Here is an 18,481-nt window from a genome sequence, read left to right as displayed (position 1 = left end):
ATCTGGTGTCAGGTAATACATAATCATGTAAACAGGAGAGTAAAAAAATGAATGTATTGGTAATTAACTGCGGTAGTTCTTCTTTAAAATACCAGCTGATTGATTCCGACACAGAAGCAGTTCTTGCAAAAGGACTTTGCGAGAGAATCGGAATTGACGGAAGACTGGTATACCAGAAAGCCGGAAACGACAAAGAGATCACAGAGGCTTCCATGCCGACTCATAAAGAAGCCATCCAGATGGTTCTGGAAGCTCTTACAAATGAGAAAACAGGCGCGATCAAGAGCCTTGCAGAGGTTAATGCAATTGGTCACCGTATCGTACACGGCGGCGAGAAATTCGCTTCTTCCGCTATCATCACAGATGAGATGATCAAAGCAGTAGAAGAGTGCAACGATCTTGCACCGCTTCACAACCCGGCAAACCTGATCGGTATCCGCGTATGCTCCGAGCTTATGCCAAACGTACCTCAGGTAGGTGTATTCGATACCGCATTCCATCAGACAATGCCTGCAAAAGCATATTTGTACGGACTTCCGATCGAGTACTACAAGAACTACAAAGTAAGAAGATACGGCTTCCACGGAACCTCCCACAGCTTCGTATCCAAACGTGCTGTTGAGTTCCTTGGCCTTGACAAAGATAACTCCAAGGTTATCGTTTGCCACCTTGGAAATGGTTCTTCCATCAGTGCTGTACAGAATGGCAAATGCGTAGATACTACAATGGGTCTTACTCCTCTTGAAGGTGTTGTAATGGGTACACGTTCCGGAAGCATTGATCCGGCTATCGTTGAGTACATTGCAAAGAAAGAGAACCTGGATCTTGCAGGTGTTATGAACGTTCTGAATAAGAAATCCGGTCTTCAGGGTATGTCTGGTGTTTCCAGCGATATGCGTGACCTTAGAGCAGCAGCTGCTGAGGGCAACGAGGATGCTAAGAACGCAATCGAAGTTCTCTGCTATGGCATTGCGAAATATGTAGGCGGATATGTAGCAGCTATGAACGGTGTTGATGCGATCGTATTTACTGCTGGTATCGGTGAGAACGTTGGCATGATCCGTGAGAAAGTTTGCTCTTACCTTGGATTCCTTGGTGTTACAATCGACGCTAAGGCTAACGAGGCTATGGGCGAGGAAGTTGTTATTTCCGGTGCTGACTCCAAGGTAAAAGTTGCAGTTATCCCGACCAACGAGGAGCTTGCAATCTGCCGTGATACTGTAGCACTTGTAAAATAATTACAAGGTAATACAGCATTCCTTTATAAAAAGTACTGATCCTGCCAGAGCGTATGCTTCTCTGGCAGGATTTTATATGCAGCAGGGAATTTCCCTGGAAGCTCCTGCTGCATGTAAGTAACAGGAAATTAATTTGGTATTTCCCCTGAAATTTCGTTAGCTTTTGTAATTTTTTTGAAAATTTATTGTATATAAGGGAAAATTCAAGTTGACAAATAATGACAGGGTATGTATAATTGATTAAGTGTGAATAGGGAGACGATTATGCAGATACATTTATCAGACATTTCATCCAGCGAAGGGAAGAGCCAGCACTACAGTGTTGCTTTTGAGATGGATACCATCACCTTCCAGCAGGGAACCTTTCCAGTACTGGATAAGGAGCCTGTAGAGCTTACCATTACGAATAACGGAGACAGAGTTCTGGAACTTGAAGGAAGCGGTCTTGTGACTGTTGGAATTCCATGTGACAGATGTCTGGAAGAGGTTAAGACCAGGATTCCTTTTGAATTTAAGAGGAAGCTTGATATGAAGCTTACAGATGAAGAGCGTGTGAATGATCTGGATGAGAGTAGCTATCTCACCGGCTATGACCTGGATGTGGACCGTTTGGTCTATCTTGAGGTACTGATGAGCTGGCCTTTGAAAGTCTTATGTAAAGAAGACTGCAAAGGGATTTGCAGCAGATGCGGGAAGAACCTGAATGATGGTCCCTGCGGATGTGCCGAGGAGCCTAAGGATCCCCGTATGGCAGCTATCAGTGATATATTCAGTAAATTTAAGGAGGTGTAACCGAAATGTCCATCTGCCCAAAGAATAAATCTTCCAAAGCAAGACGCGATAAGAGAAGAGCAAACTGGAAAATGAGCGCTCCGAACCTTGTAAAATGCAGCAAATGCGGCGCACTTATGATGCCACACAGAGTTTGCAAGGCTTGCGGAAGCTATAACAAAAAAGAAATCGTTAAAGTTGAAGACTAATAGCGAACCTTTAAAGAACATCTGAGATGATCGGGTGTTCTTTTTTTATTGTTTTTTCTACATATTTCATATATAATATTTACAGAAAAACGCACAAATCTGAATTCTATTTTATGAATAAAATGGAGAGATGCGGCGTGCTGAAAAATATAGTATTTGGAGGAACCACAATGTCTGAATTAAGTGATAAGATCAGATCAGAATTTAAAAAAGCAGATGATGAGCGGGATGCTCTTTTGAATACCCCGGAGGACATCGACCGCTGGGATAACATTGTATATGGACACGATGACAGAGAGATGCAGAAGCTGGATGTGTACAGACCGAAGCAGGCACAGGGAGAGGATCTTCCGGTGATCATCAGTGTTCACGGCGGTGCCTGGATGTACGGAGATAAGGAGAGATACCAGTATTACTGTATGAGTCTTGCCCAGCGTGGATTTGCTGTTGTGAACTTTACCTACCGTCTTGCACCGGAGTACAAATTCCCGGCACAGCTGGAGGACCTGAATCTTGTCTGCAAGTGGGTGATGAAGCGTGCAGGAAGATTCCACTTTGATACAGAGCGTATTTTTGCAGTGGGAGATTCTGCAGGAGCCCATCTTCTGGGACTTTATGCAGGAATCTGCACCAACCCTGCATCTGCATCCAAATATGATTTTGCGGTACCGGAGGGATTTGCCCTCACTGCAATTGCATTGAACTGCGGCGTATACAGAGTTCCGAGGGAAGAACCGGAGAATATGACCATGCAGATCATGAAAGAGCTTCTTCCAGAGGGCGGTACGGAGGAAGAACTGGAGAAGATTGACGTGTTAAATGGCATTGCAGATGTGTATCCCCCTGTATTTTGCATGACTTCTGTAGCGGACTTCCAGAAAACACAGGCACCTGCCCTTGTTCAGAAGCTGATGGAGAATAATGTGCCGTTTGTATATCGCGTGTTTGGAGATAAAGTAAATAAACTTGGACATGTGTTCCACTGCGATATTAAGACTATTGACGCGGCTCAGTGCAATGATGCAGAATGCGATTTCTTCCGGGAATTTTGTTTCTGATCGGATATGATATCTGGTTGTTGCTGCGAACGGAGTGAACAGTAACACCGTTTTTCACGGAAACCTGCGGTTCGCCACAGGTTTCTTGTTTTATATGGTAAAATTCGATATGCTTAAAACAGGAGAGAATAGATGAAGAAAAAAAGGATTTACTGGCTGGCCGTAATTGTATGCTGCCTTTTCCTGTGGGGCGGGGCTGGAGGAAGGACAGTGCTGGCGGCTGATCATGTGATAACAGATTTTTCCAAAATCTTTTACATACCTGCAGGTGCCGTTTTAAAAGACGGGGATATGCAGGGACTTCGGGAAATTTACGATGATATGGGCTGCATGGCTTACACAGAAGAGGGAGAAAAACTTTATCTGAATGTAATCTGGGACTATTCTGCAATTGATATACGAACTGCAGGTGCCTATGAACTGAAAGGTACGGTACAGCTTCCAGAAGGCTATGTGAGCAAGGCTAAATTACCTGTGTGGACGGCAGAAATCTCAGTACAGAATCCGGGACAGCCAGAGATCCAGGTCTATTCCAGAATGATTTCTGCAGGTATTTACTATTTTCCCTGGATTGCAGACCAGGATCCGGATACCATGACCATCTGGATGCGAAAAGAAGGGGAAGACTGGGTAAATGTAAGTGAGGAAGGGTATGGATTCTGCGATACCGACGGAATGTATCTTTCCTGCCAGAGTATGCTGCCGGGAAATGTGTATACACTGACGGTGACTTATGAGAGAGGAAAAACCCGAAATCTTACTTACCGATATGGGTCAGATGGAGCGCTGGATGTGATCAGTTATCAGCCTGATACCCTTGGCGATACGCTTAAGAAGGACAGGACCATCCGTTCTATTGAGAGTATAAATGAAAAAGGCCTGCAGCGCTGTATGGTTTATGCAGTGCGGGTAGGGCAAAGTCTGGCAGAGGTAAGAGCAGATCTGGAAGAAACATTTCATATTCTGGGAAGCACCTGTGAGGAATATGAGGATACCGCAGCCCATCCGTCTGTAATGATGCCCTCAGTGTGGGATTTTGACCAGGTAAATACGGCGGTTCCAGGCGTTTACAAGGTGACTGGGACGTTTACTGCTCCCCAGGGATATGAGGCAGATTCCGGGCTTTTAGTGCCGGAGGCGGTGGCTTATGTCACGGTACAAAGACCAGATCAGCCAGAGGTACAGACCTGTTGTATGACAGGTGTGGATACCTTGTACTTTCCAATGGTGCTGGATGCTTTTTTGGACAGCCAGATAAGTGGATTCCAGGTATATTTAAAGAATGCAGGAACCGAAAAAAGAGTAGAAACCGGTAATTTTTATTTTACCAGAAAAGGCCTGTATCTGAAGCGGGGCGGTCTGAAGCAGAACCAGGAATATGGCATTTACGTTCTTTATCCAGGTGGAAGCACAGGCGTGTATACCTTTCAATATGATGAAGATCTGATCACCAATGAACACTGGTATGAGAGAAACTATGCAGACCGGGATGGAAAGGATTTCCCAGATATAGACAATGGTCCGGAGAAAGTGACAGATACGTCTACGATCATGGTAGGAAACCGTCTTTTGGATCTTATACGTATGGGAGAGAAGCAGATCCCTTTTGAAAAAGACGGCGTTCTCATCGAGGTTCCAACAGAGACGGTAAAGGACTGGGAGATTGAAGACCAGGATCAGATCCAGGTGGATATCTCCAGGGAAGGGAATGGAATATCCGTTAAAATTTCTAAAAATGGGAATGAAATTACAGAGATTCCAGGAGCTGTTTTAAAAGTTCCATATACTTCTGAAGATGGGGAACCTACGCTTACAGATGAGGATGGAAATACTTATACTGGTACTGTGGAGGAAACCCAGAAGGTGGCTGTGATCCCTATTGACAAGACGGGAGAATACACAGTGGAAGAGACACCAGAGGAGGAGGTCTCAGAGGAAGCAGATACAGAGACAGAGGATATCTCCCAGGATGCGGAAGAATTCCATTCGTCTGGTGAAATTCCAACAGAAGCCCAGGAAGAAAGAAAAGAGAAAGATTTATCAGCACAGCATAAAAAAACGGCTTCTATTGTTGGAAGTATTGTAATTTTGTTAATATTTTTATGGCGTTTGCAAATGGGAAAAGGAAGAAAACTCCGAAAGGGGGGACGGGGTGAAAGAGAACAGGGCAAATAAGAAAAGCAGAAAAATGCTGTGGGGGACGATGCTTATAACCATGGTCCTGTCCTTTATGTTTTTTTATGTATTGTATTGTTCAAACAACAAATATATGACAAGAGAAGAAAAGGCAATACATGGACTTCTCTATGCAGATGGCTCCTATGAAAATCTCCCTGTATATTATCTGTCGAGAGAGTGGGAATACTATCCGGATGTGCTGCTTACACCCAGGGATGATCTGTCAGATTACTATTCCCGTTATATCTCCATAGGAGAATACGGCGGAATGGAGCTTGGAGACCGGGATGGCGATCCATATGGGAGCGGTACCTACCGCCTGCGCATCATGATTCCGTCGGAAGAACATACCTATGGATTATATCTGCCGGAAATATTTTCTGCATATAATCTGTATGTAGATGGAGTTCTGATCGAACAGGTGGGAAATCCGGATCCAGATCATTATGTAGAGCGCATTCAGCATAGAATGTTTACTTTTAAAGCCCATACTTCTGTGGAAATTATGATCGCAGTGACCGATAAGGATTCTGCATCCCCGGGAATCCAGTATGTCCCGGCCTTTGGAAATCCGTTGAAGGTAAATACCATAAGAGGAATCCAGATATTTATCAATTCTTCTGTATTTACATTAGTGGTTCTGGTTTTGCTGTTTTCCATCTGGGCTTTTTTCAGGACCAGGAGCAGGGCAAATGCGCTGTTTGCGGGAGTGTGTCTTTGTGTGCTGGGATATACCTGTTATCCGCTTTTGTACACTTATGCAGCGCTTCGGGTGCAGCCGTGGTTTTCTCTTGAGATGCTGTTTTATTATCTTGCTTTTTCAGCTATGCTGCTTTTGGAATATGAGATCACAGAACGAAAATATAAATGGATTGGCTGGGTGGTTGTACTTACTGCAGTGCTGGGAGTGGGCGCCACTGTTGCAGGATTTTTTGCAGGAGGAAGTAAGACAGCAGTTCTTTCTTACGGCATTTCCTGGGGAACAGAAGGGTTAAAATGGTTTACTGTGGTCTGTCTGATAATTGCCGCTTTTTTTTATACAGAGGGAGAAGGAAAAATTTCTCTTCTTGCAGGAACTGTGATCTATGCGGTCTCTCTGGCTGCAGACAGAATCTGGCCATTGTATGACCCTATTATCGGGGGATGGTTCCCAGAGTGGGGCGGGACGATCCTGACAGGGATTTTTGGGATGCTTCTTTGGAAAGAATTGACAGAGGGCTACCGCATGCGCCTGATTTACGAAGAGCAATCCAGGCAGATGGAGCTTCGCCTGATGATGCAAAAAGAGCATTATGAGAAGCTGACAGGGGCACTGGAGGAAGCAAGCCGTACCAGGCATGACCTGCGCCAGTATATCCGTACCGCTTCCATGCTGCTGGAACAGGAGCACTATGAAGAACTGAAAGAGTATTTCCACCGGTTTGCCAGGGAAAGCAGTGAAAAAATGCAGACGCCAGTCTGTTACAGCAAGAACATGTCTGTAGATGCAATTCTCCATTATTATGCGGCGCAGCTGGAGCAGCTGGGAGTGGAATTCCGGCATTCTGTGGAGATACCGGCCCAGATGAAAATTACGGATCTGGATATCTGCAGGATTTTTGGCAATCTTCTGGAAAATGCAGTTCGTGCCGTGAAAAATGAGCAGGATTCGGAAGAGGCTTATGTAAATTGCGTGTGTAAAGTGAGAATGGGAAAATTGCTGATCAATATTGAAAACACCTACCACGGGGAATTGAGAAGAAATGGAGAGGTGCTGTATTCCACAAGGCATAGTGGACGTGGAATTGGAACAGCCTCTGTAAGCAAAACAGCGGAAAAATATGGGGGATATGCAGATTTTGCAGCAGAAGATGGAATGTTTCGGGCAAATGTGTTTATCCCGCTTGGAAATCTGGAAGGAAAAAAGTCTGCATGAATGAACGTGCAGACTTTTTAAAATTATGAAAAAAGATAGTTCAGATATTCCTTCTTTATGGCGTTGGCACCCCGCTTGCGGATCTGGACGATTTCCTGATTGTCCAGGAGAAAGCCTTCTTCCAGAGTTTTATGAATGCGGTCCATATTTACCAGACAGCCCCGGTAGCAGGAGAGAAAGCATGGCAGATCCTGGATCAGCTCTTCAAATTTCTGGAAGGTCAGGTAGGTGCGAAGCACACCGGCATCGGTGTGGAGCTGGACTGCATTGTGGAAGGTGTCTGCATATAAAATTGTTTTTACAGGTACCCGTACGAGAGTCCGGTCACAGATCACTTCAATGTATCGTGCATCCTGAGCACTTTTGATTTGGATGGAATCCAGCACGTTTGCCAGCTTCACCGGATCCAACGGTTTCAGAAGATAATAGGTAGCCTGGACGTCGTAGCTGGCGACTGCGAAAGCGTCACTGCTGGTGACAAAAATTAGGGCACAGGAATCCCCCTTCTGACGAAGGTTTAGTGCCACATTCATGCCGTTGCTCTGTTCCATGTAGATATCAAGAAAGACCAGATCATATTTGTCAGGGGTGTAATCCTCCCAAAAGGCGGCAGGAGAGGAAAAGGTGTGCAGCTGAACCGTAAGCTGACGCCTGGCGTAATAATCGCTGACAGTTGCTGCGAGTGTATCAAGATCCTGCTTTACATCGTCAATCATTGCAATATTCAATCGATAAATCCTCCGTAAGAAGTAATTTCAAAATATTATTGTAAATCATAAATTCAAAATATCACCGAAAGTGTCATTTCATCCCATGTGTATTGTTTTTTGAAAATGAATCGGATATAGTAATCTTAAGGTGATGAGTAGCTTGAAAGTAATACTTTTTCGGTATACTTTCTAAGACCTCTCTATAATATCACAAAATACGACAAAAGTGAGGTAGAAAAATGAAAAATTGGAAAAAAGTTATGGCTATGTTATGTGCCGCAGCAATGGTTACCGGATTCTCCGCTCCTGTATGGGCTGAAGCAGATGCAGCAGAGGATACTGAGGCAGCAGCAGATACTGAAGCAGCAGATGATATCACAGAGCTGACACTGGATATGCTTGACGAAGCTGCATACGAAGGAACATGGTTATCTTTTGAGCCAGGATTTGACCTTTATGTACCAAGTAACTGGAATGTTCTGGAGATTTCTGATGATGATGCAGCTGATGGACTTATTTTCCAGGCTCAGGATCCGGATTCTGAAGAGGGCGTAAACATGGTAGTGACCGCTACAGATGTTGGAACAGATTATGACCTGTATTCCATGGCTGACGAGCTTGCTACAGAGTATAAGGATGTTGAGAAGGTTTGCATCAACGGACTTTATGGTGTTACCTTCGAGACTGACACTACATACGGACTGGCTTTCCTGGAGGATGCAGAGGGCGTTATGTACAATGTTCAGATCGGACCGAAATCTGATGATATTCAGCCAACTGCTGAGACACTTTTCATCTCTCTGATCAAGACCGAAGACAATACAGCTAATACAGGCGATGAAGCAGCTGACGCAGCAGAAGCTGATACAGCAGAATAAGAATCTGCAGACTGAAATGAAAAAATAGGACAGGAGTTATACCGCATATCTGTTTAGGACAGGGAAAGGTATAACTCCTGTTTTTGTTACTGTTCTAAGAAGAATTCCCGGTTTCTTCTGAATGATGAAAAGAAAACCGGGAATTGGATACTTTTAAATTAGCTTTGCAAAGATTTTTTTAATTTGGCATTCCATTTCTGCACGATCAACGGATTCATTTTTACCTTCTTGCGGTCGTAAGTGATCAGTCCGTTGATTTCTTCTTCAATATCCGAGAGCTGGGTGTAGATGGTAGCGGAATACCCTTTTTTTACAGAAGGGACGATGGTGCCTTCCATAAGTCTGGAAAAGCCGTCCGTGAGAGCCTCGCTGGTGGTGAATTTCTTATAGCCGTAAATATTTTTGCAGGCACTGTGTTCTGGCAGGCGAAGAGAATAGCCGCCAAATTCGGAAAGTGCAAGCACGCGGTCTGACTTCGGAATCGGAAGTCCCAGGAAATAGTAGTGAAGACTGTTGATATCTCCACATCCCTGGTCGAACCATCCGCTGGCAGAATCCACAAGACGGGAAGGGTCCAGCTTGTGGATAAAATCTGTCACCTTTTTCGTGGAAAACTGTCCCCAACCTTCATTAAATGGGACCCATGTCACAATGGAAGGATGGTTGTACAGAGTCTTTATCATGTCCCGGATATCATCTATATATTCCTGGCACCCATCCTTATCTGTACGGGAAAGAAGGCGGGCGTGGATATCTTTTACCGGAATGCGCAGCCAGTTTAGAAGAGTGGCCAGGTAAGTTACAAACCAGTGATGATAATCGGAACCTCCGTTTGGCATGTCCTGCCATACCAGCATACCCAAGCGGTCACAGTGGAAATACCAGCGGTCTGCCTCGACTTTGCCATGCTTGCGGAGCATGTTAAAACCAAGATCCTTCATGGCACGAATGTCATAAATTAGGGCTTCGTCAGAAGGTGCGGTGTAAAGCCCGTCGGGCCAGTATCCCTGATCCAGAACGCCGCTCTGAAAGTAAGGCTGGTTATTCAGGAAAAAGCGTGGATAACCGTCATCCGCCATCTGCACATCACACTTACGCAGGGCAAAATAACCGAGAACCCGGTCACTGTCAAATTCCAGGGAGTAGGGATAAAGCCAGGGCTCTTTGGGATTCCAGGCTCTTTGCTCTTCCTTTGGAATGGAGAGGCTGGTTTCTTTTCCAGGCTTTATGGAGGCGGTGAGGATTTCATCCGCACACAGCTCCTCCCTTAATCCATCTGTGTCAAGAAGAACTGGCGGGTAAACCCTGCAGATGATAGAAGATAGGGCTTCCAGGTCTGCGTGATCTGAAATTCCGGGAGGAGTGGGCGGTATGTTCCCGGCAGCTGCATCTGAAATATGCCTGGAGACTGTACGGACTCTCATTCGAACCAGTCCTTTGTCAAAATCCGGTGTGGTGCGCACGTCTCTTATGTAATCCTTTGGAACAATTTCCATCCACACCGTCTGCCAGATCCCACTCTGTGCAGTATAAAACATGCCTCCTCTTTTTAGCTGCTGTTTGCCTCTGGCGTGGTAGGAGGTGTCGCTGAAATCGTGGACGCTGATCAAAATAGAGAGGGTGAGATCTTCTGCAGTAAAATCCGTAATATCTGTGCTAAAGGGAAGGTAACCATCCTTATGGTAAGCTGCAAATTTCCCATTAATGTACACGCTGCAGATCTGATCCACAGCTCCGAAATGGAGAAGAAGCCGCTCCTTTCTCCTGTCCAGGCAGTTATCTGGGAGCTGGATGATCCGGGAATACCATAATGTCTCATCAGGAAGAAGCTGCCGGTTCACCTGGGAAAGAGGTGCTTCTGGGGAAAAAGGAACCAGGATCTGGCCGTCAAATGGAAAATTTTCGTTTTCGTAAAATTGCCATGGCAGAATACGGCTGTCTGTGATCAGATAATCCCACATTCCGTTCAGATTGATCCAATGTTTTCGTACCATGCCTGGTCTGGGATATTCTTTTAAGGTTTGTCCCTGGGCAGCCGCCCCGGTCCAGATGGTTTCCAGATTTTTCAAATATAGATCCTCCTTAAATGGTAAAGTTTGTTTACGGAAAGTATGAAAAAATAATTATCATGATATCTTTTATTATACACGAAATACAGTACTTTGCAATTAAAATTGCCAGGAGAACGAGAACAGTAACTCCAAAACTTGTAATTGAAAAAGCAGGGAGGTTATGTTACGATAGAAAGTAATGATGGAGGGGAAAAAATGAATCAAACACAAAACAAAAACCTGCTGACAGAAGGTTCCATCTGGAAAAAGCTGATGGGTTTTGCATTCCCGCTTTTTCTGGGAAATCTGTTTCAGCAGCTGTACAATACGGCAGACTCCCTGATCGTGGGAAACTTTCTGGGAAGTGACGCGCTGGCTGCAGTAAGTTCATCTGGCAGCCTTACTTTTTTGTTGGTAGGATTTTTCCAGGGCCTGGCCATGGGAGCTGGTGTTATCATCGCCAGATATTTTGGGGCAAGACAAAAGAGGGAACTTCACAGAGCCATTCATACTACTGTTGCATTTGGTATCCTGTGTGGTATTCTTCTTACAATTGGCGGCGTTGTGCTGGCACCGAAGATTTTGATCCTTATGAAGACACCGGCAGATATTCTGCCTAAGTCTACCTTATATTTTCAGGTGTATGCAATGGGCTCCCTGGGACTGGTTCTTTATAACAATTTCGTAGGAATCATGCAGGCGGTTGGAGACAGCCGCCATCCATTGTATTATCTGATTTTTTCGTCTTTATTGAATGTAACCCTGGACATGGTATTTGTAGGCAGAATTGGAATGGGCGTGGAGGGCGCAGCTCTTGCAACGATCATTTCCCAGTTTGTAAGTGCTTTTTTGTGTCTTTATCGTCTGATGAAAAAGAGCCCGGAGGAATATACGGTTTCCCTGAAAGAAATCTGTCTGGATCCTTACATGCTGAAGCAGATCGTGTCCAACGGTCTTCCTGCCGGCATACAGAACTCTGTGATCGCCATTGCAAATGTGGTGGTACAGTCCAATATCAACAGCTTCGGCAAGCTGGCTGTGGCTGGCTGCGGAGCCTATTCCAAGGTGGAAGGGTTTGGATTTTTGCCGATCACCTGTTTTTCTATGGGACTGACCACATTTATCAGTCAGAATCTTGGGGCCCAAAAGTATGACAGGGCGAAAAAAGGTGCACGTATTGGCATTTTGTGCAGTATTTCCATGGCGGAGGTAGTGGGGATCATTGTGTATTTTGCAAGCCCTGTGCTGATCGCGGCTTTTAACAGCGATCCGGAAGTGGTTGCTTATGGAGTGAAGCAGGCCCATGTGATCACCTTGTTTTATTTTCTGCTTGCATTTTCCCACTGTATTGCAGGGCTTATGCGGGGCGCGGGGAAAGCTACTGTGCCGATGTTTGTTATGCTGGGCTGCTGGTGCCTGATCCGTGTGACTTATATTACTATTGCCGTGAGACTGCATCCAGTGATCCAGACTGTATTCTGGGCGTATCCGCTGACCTGGTCTTTAAGCTCCATTCTGTTTTTGATCTTCTATCTGAAATCAGACTGGATCCATGGCTTTGAGAAGAAAATAGCAGGCTGACAGGCGAGATAGAAGTGAGCTGCTGGTCAGGAAATGAACAGTAATACGAAAGTAAATGCCGCCTGTGCGGTGAAAAAGGAGTTAACATTTTCATGAATGTGCTGAATATCGAACATGTAAGCAAGATTTTTGGAGATAAAAAGATTTTTGATGATATTTCTTATGGAATCCATGATGGAGACAAGATCGGAATTATCGGAATCAACGGTACTGGAAAAAGTACCCTTTTGAAGATCCTTGCAGGGGAAGAAGAGACAGATGAGGGACAGGTGATCTCCCAGAATGGATTGCGGATCACCTATCTGCCCCAGATGCCGGATTTTCCAAAGGGAGCCATTGTGCAGGATTATGTAGCCGATGGGAAGTGGCAGAAGGACTGGAGTACAGAGAGTGAGGCCCGGAATATTTTAAACAGGCTGGGGATCACCGGGCATGATGTGCCGGTGGAACAGCTTTCCGGCGGACAGAAGAAACGTGTGGCACTTGCACGTACCCTGGTGAATCCTTCTGATGTGCTGATTCTGGACGAGCCTACCAACCATCTGGATAATGAGATGGTGACCTGGCTGGAGGACTATCTGAACCGGTTTAAGGGCGTTGTGATCATGGTTACCCATGACCGTTACTTTCTGGATAAGGTTACCAACAAGATTCTGGAGATCAGTCACGGGAAGCTATATTCCTATGATGCCAACTATTCCGGTTTTCTGGAATTGAAGGCGCAAAGGGAAGAGATGGAGCTGGCTTCCGAGAGAAAGCGACAGAGTATTCTCCGCATGGAACTGGAGTGGGCAAAGCGTGGCTGCCGCGCCAGAAGCACCAAGCAGCGCGCCCGTCTGGAACGCCTGGAGGCCTTGAAAAGCGGCAAAGCACCTGCCCAGGATCTGGATGTGCAGATGGATTCCGTGGAGACCAGAATGGGAAAGAAAACTGTGGAGCTTCACCATATTTCCAAAAAGTATGGGGATAAAATGATCCTGGATGATTTCGATTATATTGTGCTGCGGAATCAGCGGCTTGGAATCATCGGACCTAATGGCTGTGGAAAGTCCACTTTGATCCGTATTATAGACGGGATGGTAGAACCGGATTCCGGTACTGTGGAGATTGGAGAGACTATCAGGATCGGCTATTTTGCCCAGGAAGTGCCAGACATGGATGGAAATCAGAGGGTGATCGACTATATCCGTGATGTGGCGGAGTTTATTCCCACCCGTGATGGCAGGATCAGTGCTTCCATGATGCTGGAACGTTTCCTTTTTGACTCTGCTATGCAGTACACACCGGTTGCGAAGCTTTCCGGTGGGGAGAAGAGACGTCTGTATCTTTTGAAAGTGCTGATGGAGGCTCCCAATGTGCTTCTTCTGGATGAGCCAAGCAATGATCTGGATATTCCTACTTTGACTATTCTGGAGGATTATCTTTCTACTTTTTCCGGAATTGTGATCGCAGTGTCTCATGACCGTTATTTCCTGGATGATGTGGTTGACCGTATTTTCGCTTTCGAGGGAGATGGAAGGCTGACCCAGTATGAGGGCGGGTATACAGACTATGCAGAGGCGCGGGCGCGAAAATATGGGGATGGAAGCGGCTCTGGCGCACCTTGTGTAGCTGGTCTGGCGGACAAAACATCTTCTGGATACGGCGCTGGGGAGGAGGAAACGAAGAAGGCTACCAGAAAAGACTGGAAGCAGGGACAGAAGTCCGAGAAGCTGAAATTTTCTTATAAAGAAGAGCGGGAATATGCCACTATTGACGAAGATATTGAGAAGCTGGAAGAGAAGATCGCCAAGCTGGAAAATGATATGATGGCGAATGCAACCAATTCTGTAAAGCTGCGTGAGATCATGGCAGATAAAGAAGCCGCAGAACAGCAGCTGGAAGAGAAAATGGACCGCTGGGTATATTTGAATGACCTGGCGGAGAAGATCGAGGCGCAGAAAAATAATGGGTAAAAGTCACAAAGAACAGCCTATTTCCAGGCTTTGCCAGGAGCCAAAAAAGGCCAAGATTTCTTCAGCTAATAGAAATGAGCAGCTTCGTAAAATTCCTAAAATAGATAAAATTATGGAAACAGAGCTGGTGAAGGAACTGGAGAAACAGTATGGACACGAAAGAGTCCGGACAGCAGTGAGAGAGTCTGTGGAGCTGCTGCGGCAGGAGATTTCCGGCAGTAAAGCTTTAGAGGGTTTTGGAAAATGGGCAGAAGCCTCATCAGTGGCATATACGGAATATATTTTACGAAATACGAAAAAAAAATTGTTCCGTGAGGAGCAAAAGAGAATGCAGCGAGTGATCAATGCTACCGGTGTGATTCTTCACACCAATCTTGGAAGAGCACCGCTGGGAGAGCGTCTGGTGTCAGAGCTTGTTCCGCTGATGACTGGATATACCAATCTGGAACTGAATCTGGAAGATGGGAAAAGAGGCAGCAGGTACGACCATTTTGCAGAAAATCTGTGCAGGCTGACGGGAGCCGAGGCAGCTATTGTGGTGAATAATAATGCGGCAGCGGTGCTGGTGATGCTGACAGCTCTGGCTTCTGGAGGAGAAACTATTGTTTCCAGAGGGGAACTTGTGGAAATCGGAGGAAAGTTCCGGATCCCGGACGTGTGCCGCCAGAGTGGGACCATACTTGTGGAGGCAGGGACTACTAACCGGACGTATCTTCAGGATTATGAAAATGCAGTGACTGAGAATACTGCTGCTTTTCTGAAGGTACATACCAGTAACTATCAGATTACTGGATTTACCCATGAACCGGAACTGTCAGAGCTTTCTGAAGCAGCCCACAGTCGGGAATTCCCTCTTTTGGTGGATTTTGGAAGCGGAAGCATTGTTGATATGGCAGAGTATGGAATCCAGCCGGAAAAAACCGTACAGGAGCTTCTGGGAAAGGGTGCGGATATTGTAACCTTCAGCGGGGATAAGCTGTTAGGTGGACCGCAGGCAGGTATTTTGGTAGGGCGTAAAGATCTGATTGAGAAGATTTCAAGGCATCCTCTTATGAGGGCGCTGCGGATCGATAAATATACTGCGGCGGCACTGGATAAGACAGTGGGTATTTATTTGGACGACAGGAAGCTGGAAGAGGAAATTCCTGTTTATGAAATGATGGGAAGAAAGTTTGGAAATCTCGAAATATATGCGCCGGCTTTCCTGAAAAAACTGACACGTTGTAATCCAGAATATGATTTTATGATAACATCTACGCGAAATCCCATTGGTGGTGGTACGACACCTGGAAAAACATTGCCAGGAGCTGCATTGCTGATAAAGAGCAAGAAGAAAAATGGTCCTTCTGCCCAGGAAATCAGCAATCGCTTACGCCAGATGGAAGTTCCAATTATTGGGCATATTGTGGATGACTGGGTTTACCTGGAACTGCGGACATTACTGTCTGATGATTTTGAAATTATGGAAAAAGAATTGATTTATGATTTATAAAAAGACTTTCTCCAGAGCGTGTTTGAAAAAGGTTTTCTGCAAGATGTGCGTCACAATTTGTGGGAGATTGCGGGAATGATTTTTCAAACACGCTTTAGTATTATTTGCCCATGTACCAAGCCAGTCTTACACTTGCAGAATGAACCTGTCCGGTAAGCCAGTCACAGTCATTGGTGATCCAGTCCATAATGCCAAGCTGACGGGTTTCCCAGGCTACAGTAGCTTCGTGAGCCTCGGGTGTTTCTTCTTTCTCCATAGTGGTGTCGATTTCATTATATCCGAAAATATATCCGCCTGCGCTCCAGATGCTGAAATTGCTGTCCGGACCTGGATCGATCTTATCGCCTCTTGCAGCAACCAGTCCGTCATGTCTTGCCTTGTATTCTTCCTCGCAGCCAGGTTTCAGCTTCGTCATAAACATTCTGTGACGGATCAGTTCTTTACTTTTGCGGACAATTCCGAAATTGTGATACATGAGACGCATGTTTTCGCCAGGAGTAGAAATCCAGATGAAGGTGTTATCAATCCTGGAAGTGAGCGCCTGGATCTTAGCCTTTTTCTCTTCCGAAAATTCGCTGGCTTCGTCTGTTTCGTAATAACCGAAAATCAGGGATTTGCAGTTCCAGATGCTGAAATTATGCACCTTCTCCTGATCCAGAAAAGCAGTAAGCTCCGACCAGATTTCCCCTAATTTCTGGCGGTATTCATTCTTTTTCCCTTCTTTGATCTCCATAGCAAAGCTGTGTCTTTCCATAAGAAAATTCCTCCATTTTAAGAAAAATAAAATATTGTATAGGTTCTGCCGATTCTATAAGAAAATTTCATAAGACCAATACACAAATCTAAGAAAAAGAATAGCACAATTTTTCAAAGAAATCCACCCTTATATTGACATCTGGAACGTACTTATATACAATAAGAGGACTGGCCTTTTGAAAAGTGAGGATGTCAAAGTACAGAGGCATGTGCGCGACTGCGAAGGGAGCGGGAAATGCCTTTGCCGGAGAGTGAAAAAGGCTTAACTACAGAAGAGAGGGGATTATTTTTGGAAAAAGAAGTAAAAGTTCAGGAAAATAAAATGGGCGTTATGCCAGTGGCGAAGCTTCTGCTTACCATGTCTGTGCCCATGATGATTTCCATGCTTGTCCAGGCACTTTATAATATTGTGGACAGTATGTTTGTGGCAAAATTAAGTGAGAGCGCACTTACCGCGGTTTCCCTTGCCTTTCCGATGCAGAATCTGATGATCGCAGTGGGAACCGGTACCGGAGTTGGTATCAATGCACTGGTATCCCGCGCCCTTGGGGAAAAGAAGAACGAGTACGCCAACAGCGCGGCAAACAATGGTATTTATCTTGCTATTTTCAGCTTTATCGGATTCGCTATCGTGTGCGGGCTGTTTGCACCGGCATTTTTCAGTGTGCAGACTTCTGATCTGCAGATCCTGGAATACGGTGTGGATTATGTGAGAGTGATCGGAATTATGTCTTTCGGACTGTTTATCCAGTTGGTGTGCGAGAAACTGCTGCAGTCTACAGGAAAGACCGTTTACTCTATGGCAACCCAGCTTCTGGGCGCGATTATCAACATCATCCTGGATCCAATCATGATCTTCGGTCTTTTCGGTTTCCCGAGAATGGAAGTAACAGGAGCTGCCCTCGCTACTGTGACAGGACAGATTATTGCGGCGATTGCTGGCGTGATCGTCAATATTAAGCTGAATAAGGAATTGCACATTTCTCTTATCAAATATAGAATTTCTGGTAATGTCATCCGGAACATTTACAGTGTGGGTTTCCCATCCATTATCATGGCTTCTGTAGGCTCTGTTATGACCTTTGGAATGAACAAGATCCTGATGGGCTTTACTTCCACAGCAACAGCAGTATTTGGCGTATACTTCAAGCTTCAGAGTTTTATTTTCATGCCGGTGTTCGGATTGAATAATGGAATGGTTCCCATTGTGGCTTACAATTACGGAGCCAGAAAGCCGGAACGTATTACGAAAGCGATTAAGCTCAGTATTATTTATGGCGTATGTATTATGCTGGCTGGTTTTATCGTATTCCAGCTGTTTCCAGGAGGTCTTCTTGGAATTTTCAGCGCGTCTGATGACATGCTTGCCATCGGAATCCCAGCCCTAAGGACCATCAGTCTCAGTTTCCTGATTGCAGGTTTCTCTGTAGTAGCGTCCTCTGTATTCCAGGCGCTGGGACACGGATTCCTGAGCCTTGCAGTATCCGTACTCCGTCAGCTGTTTGTCCTGCTCCCGGCAGCTTATATTCTGGCAAAAATAGGTGGCCTTGGTGCCTGCTGGTGGGCATTCCCCATCGCCGAGGTATTCTCTGGCATAATCTGTTTTGTGTTCATCCGTTACGCATATAAGAAAGAGGTTCATCCACTTTACGAAAAATAGAATGTATAGGAAAACAAGAGCTCTTGAGA

15 protein-coding genes are annotated in these 18,481 nt (G+C 45.4%); 11 read left to right on the top strand and 4 right to left on the bottom strand.

The annotated features are described in order from the left end of the window. Nucleotides 1-47: 47 nt before the first annotated feature. The 6 genes from LIQ05_RS08705 (at nt 48) to LIQ05_RS19860 (ending at nt 7,369) form a co-directional block, all read left to right on the top strand. On the top strand, nt 48-1,238 hold the full coding sequence (locus LIQ05_RS08705; RefSeq protein WP_118580050.1) for an acetate/propionate family kinase: 1,191 nt from the start codon (nt 48-50) through the stop codon (nt 1,236-1,238). 264 nt (nt 1,239-1,502) lie between these two features. Then, nucleotides 1,503-2,030 (top strand): YceD family protein, encoded by a 528-nt coding sequence (locus LIQ05_RS08700; RefSeq protein WP_226819954.1) that lies wholly within the window; start codon nt 1,503-1,505, stop codon nt 2,028-2,030. Nucleotides 2,031-2,035: 5 nt separating this feature from the next. Then, nucleotides 2,036-2,218, top strand: a complete 183-nt coding sequence (gene rpmF / locus LIQ05_RS08695) for a 50S ribosomal protein L32 (RefSeq protein WP_077610953.1) — start codon at nt 2,036-2,038, stop codon at nt 2,216-2,218. A 170-nt stretch (nt 2,219-2,388) separates the two neighbouring features. Continuing rightward, nucleotides 2,389-3,276 (top strand): alpha/beta hydrolase, encoded by an 888-nt coding sequence (locus tag LIQ05_RS08690; protein WP_226819952.1) that lies wholly within the window; start codon nt 2,389-2,391, stop codon nt 3,274-3,276. A gap of 132 nt (nt 3,277-3,408) precedes the next feature. Continuing rightward, a complete protein-coding gene (locus tag LIQ05_RS08685; RefSeq protein WP_226819950.1) occupies nt 3,409-5,451 on the top strand; it encodes an Ig-like domain-containing protein in 2,043 nt (680 codons plus the stop codon). After that, a complete protein-coding gene (locus tag LIQ05_RS19860) occupies nt 5,429-7,369 on the top strand; it encodes a GHKL domain-containing protein (protein WP_226819948.1) in 1,941 nt (646 codons plus the stop codon). Before LIQ05_RS08685 ends, LIQ05_RS19860 begins: the two co-directional genes overlap by 23 nt. Before the next feature lie 23 nt (nt 7,370-7,392). Here the strand turns inward: LIQ05_RS19860 and LIQ05_RS08675 are convergent, their stop codons facing one another. Then, complete coding sequence (locus LIQ05_RS08675; protein WP_226819946.1) at nt 7,393-8,097, bottom strand: LytR/AlgR family response regulator transcription factor; 705 nt, start codon at nt 8,095-8,097, stop codon at nt 7,393-7,395. Nucleotides 8,098-8,318: 221 nt separating this feature from the next. On the opposite strand from LIQ05_RS08675, the gene LIQ05_RS08670 reads away from it, so the two are divergent. Continuing rightward, complete coding sequence (locus LIQ05_RS08670; RefSeq protein ID WP_226819944.1) at nt 8,319-8,957, top strand: hypothetical protein; 639 nt, start codon at nt 8,319-8,321, stop codon at nt 8,955-8,957. 158 nt (nt 8,958-9,115) lie between these two features. Here LIQ05_RS08670 and LIQ05_RS08665 read toward each other — a convergent pair whose 3' ends face one another. Beyond that, nucleotides 9,116-11,026: a glycoside hydrolase family 2 protein gene (locus LIQ05_RS08665; RefSeq protein WP_226819942.1), complete on the bottom strand. Its 1,911-nt coding sequence runs from the start codon at nt 11,024-11,026 to the stop codon at nt 9,116-9,118. A 198-nt stretch (nt 11,027-11,224) separates the two neighbouring features. Here LIQ05_RS08665 and LIQ05_RS08660 point away from each other — a divergent pair, with 198 nt between their 5' ends. The 3 genes from LIQ05_RS08660 to selA all read left to right on the top strand — a co-directional run bounded on the left by LIQ05_RS08660 (nt 11,225) and on the right by selA (nt 16,036). Continuing rightward, nucleotides 11,225-12,589: an MATE family efflux transporter gene (locus tag LIQ05_RS08660; RefSeq protein WP_226819940.1), complete on the top strand. Its 1,365-nt coding sequence runs from the start codon at nt 11,225-11,227 to the stop codon at nt 12,587-12,589. A 92-nt stretch (nt 12,590-12,681) separates the two neighbouring features. After that, nucleotides 12,682-14,544 (top strand): ABC-F family ATP-binding cassette domain-containing protein, encoded by a 1,863-nt coding sequence (locus tag LIQ05_RS08655; RefSeq protein WP_226819938.1) that lies wholly within the window; start codon nt 12,682-12,684, stop codon nt 14,542-14,544. After that, entirely contained in the window at nt 14,537-16,036 is a 1,500-nt protein-coding gene (selA, locus tag LIQ05_RS08650) for an L-seryl-tRNA(Sec) selenium transferase (RefSeq protein ID WP_226819936.1), read from the top strand. The genes LIQ05_RS08655 and selA overlap by 8 nt, the downstream gene beginning before the upstream one ends. On the opposite strand, the gene LIQ05_RS20610 is transcribed toward selA, so the two are convergent. Together LIQ05_RS20610 and LIQ05_RS08645 are read right to left on the bottom strand one after the other, a co-directional pair. Beyond that, nucleotides 16,005-16,127: a DUF6783 domain-containing protein gene (locus LIQ05_RS20610; RefSeq protein ID WP_416385989.1), complete on the bottom strand. Its 123-nt coding sequence runs from the start codon at nt 16,125-16,127 to the stop codon at nt 16,005-16,007. The two genes, selA and LIQ05_RS20610, sit on opposite strands and share 32 nt — an antisense overlap. A 9-nt stretch (nt 16,128-16,136) precedes the next feature. Beyond that, nucleotides 16,137-16,790: an L-rhamnose mutarotase gene (locus LIQ05_RS08645; RefSeq protein WP_226819934.1), complete on the bottom strand. Its 654-nt coding sequence runs from the start codon at nt 16,788-16,790 to the stop codon at nt 16,137-16,139. 237 nt (nt 16,791-17,027) lie between these two features. Between LIQ05_RS08645 and LIQ05_RS08640 the strand changes: the two genes are divergently transcribed. Beyond that, nucleotides 17,028-18,452, top strand: coding sequence for an MATE family efflux transporter (locus LIQ05_RS08640; protein WP_330633972.1), 1,425 nt, complete (start codon nt 17,028-17,030; stop codon nt 18,450-18,452). The last annotated feature ends 29 nt before the right edge of the window (nt 18,453-18,481 follow it).

Source organism: Blautia glucerasea, from assembly GCF_020537505.1.
GTDB lineage: Bacteria > Bacillota > Clostridia > Lachnospirales > Lachnospiraceae > Blautia_A.
This window is presented reverse-complemented; position numbering and strand designations above follow the sequence as displayed.

Excerpts from the sequence above, each read along its gene's own strand:
- LIQ05_RS08705 (WP_118580050.1), top strand. The coding sequence starts at position 48 with ATGAATGTATTGGTAATTAACTGCGGTAGTTCTTCTTTAAAATACCAG.
- LIQ05_RS08700 (WP_226819954.1), top strand. The coding sequence starts at position 1,503 with ATGCAGATACATTTATCAGACATTTCATCCAGCGAAGGGAAGAGCCAG.
- rpmF (WP_077610953.1), top strand. The coding sequence starts at position 2,036 with ATGTCCATCTGCCCAAAGAATAAATCTTCCAAAGCAAGACGCGATAAG.
- LIQ05_RS08690 (WP_226819952.1), top strand. The coding sequence starts at position 2,389 with ATGTCTGAATTAAGTGATAAGATCAGATCAGAATTTAAAAAAGCAGAT.
- LIQ05_RS08685 (WP_226819950.1), top strand. The coding sequence starts at position 3,409 with ATGAAGAAAAAAAGGATTTACTGGCTGGCCGTAATTGTATGCTGCCTT.
- LIQ05_RS08670 (WP_226819944.1), top strand. The coding sequence starts at position 8,319 with ATGAAAAATTGGAAAAAAGTTATGGCTATGTTATGTGCCGCAGCAATG.
- LIQ05_RS08660 (WP_226819940.1), top strand. The coding sequence starts at position 11,225 with ATGAATCAAACACAAAACAAAAACCTGCTGACAGAAGGTTCCATCTGG.
- LIQ05_RS08655 (WP_226819938.1), top strand. The coding sequence starts at position 12,682 with ATGAATGTGCTGAATATCGAACATGTAAGCAAGATTTTTGGAGATAAA.
- selA (WP_226819936.1), top strand. The coding sequence starts at position 14,537 with ATGGGTAAAAGTCACAAAGAACAGCCTATTTCCAGGCTTTGCCAGGAG.
- LIQ05_RS08645 (WP_226819934.1), bottom strand. The coding sequence starts at position 16,790 with ATGGAAAGACACAGCTTTGCTATGGAGATCAAAGAAGGGAAAAAGAAT.
- LIQ05_RS08640 (WP_330633972.1), top strand. The coding sequence starts at position 17,028 with ATGCCTTTGCCGGAGAGTGAAAAAGGCTTAACTACAGAAGAGAGGGGA.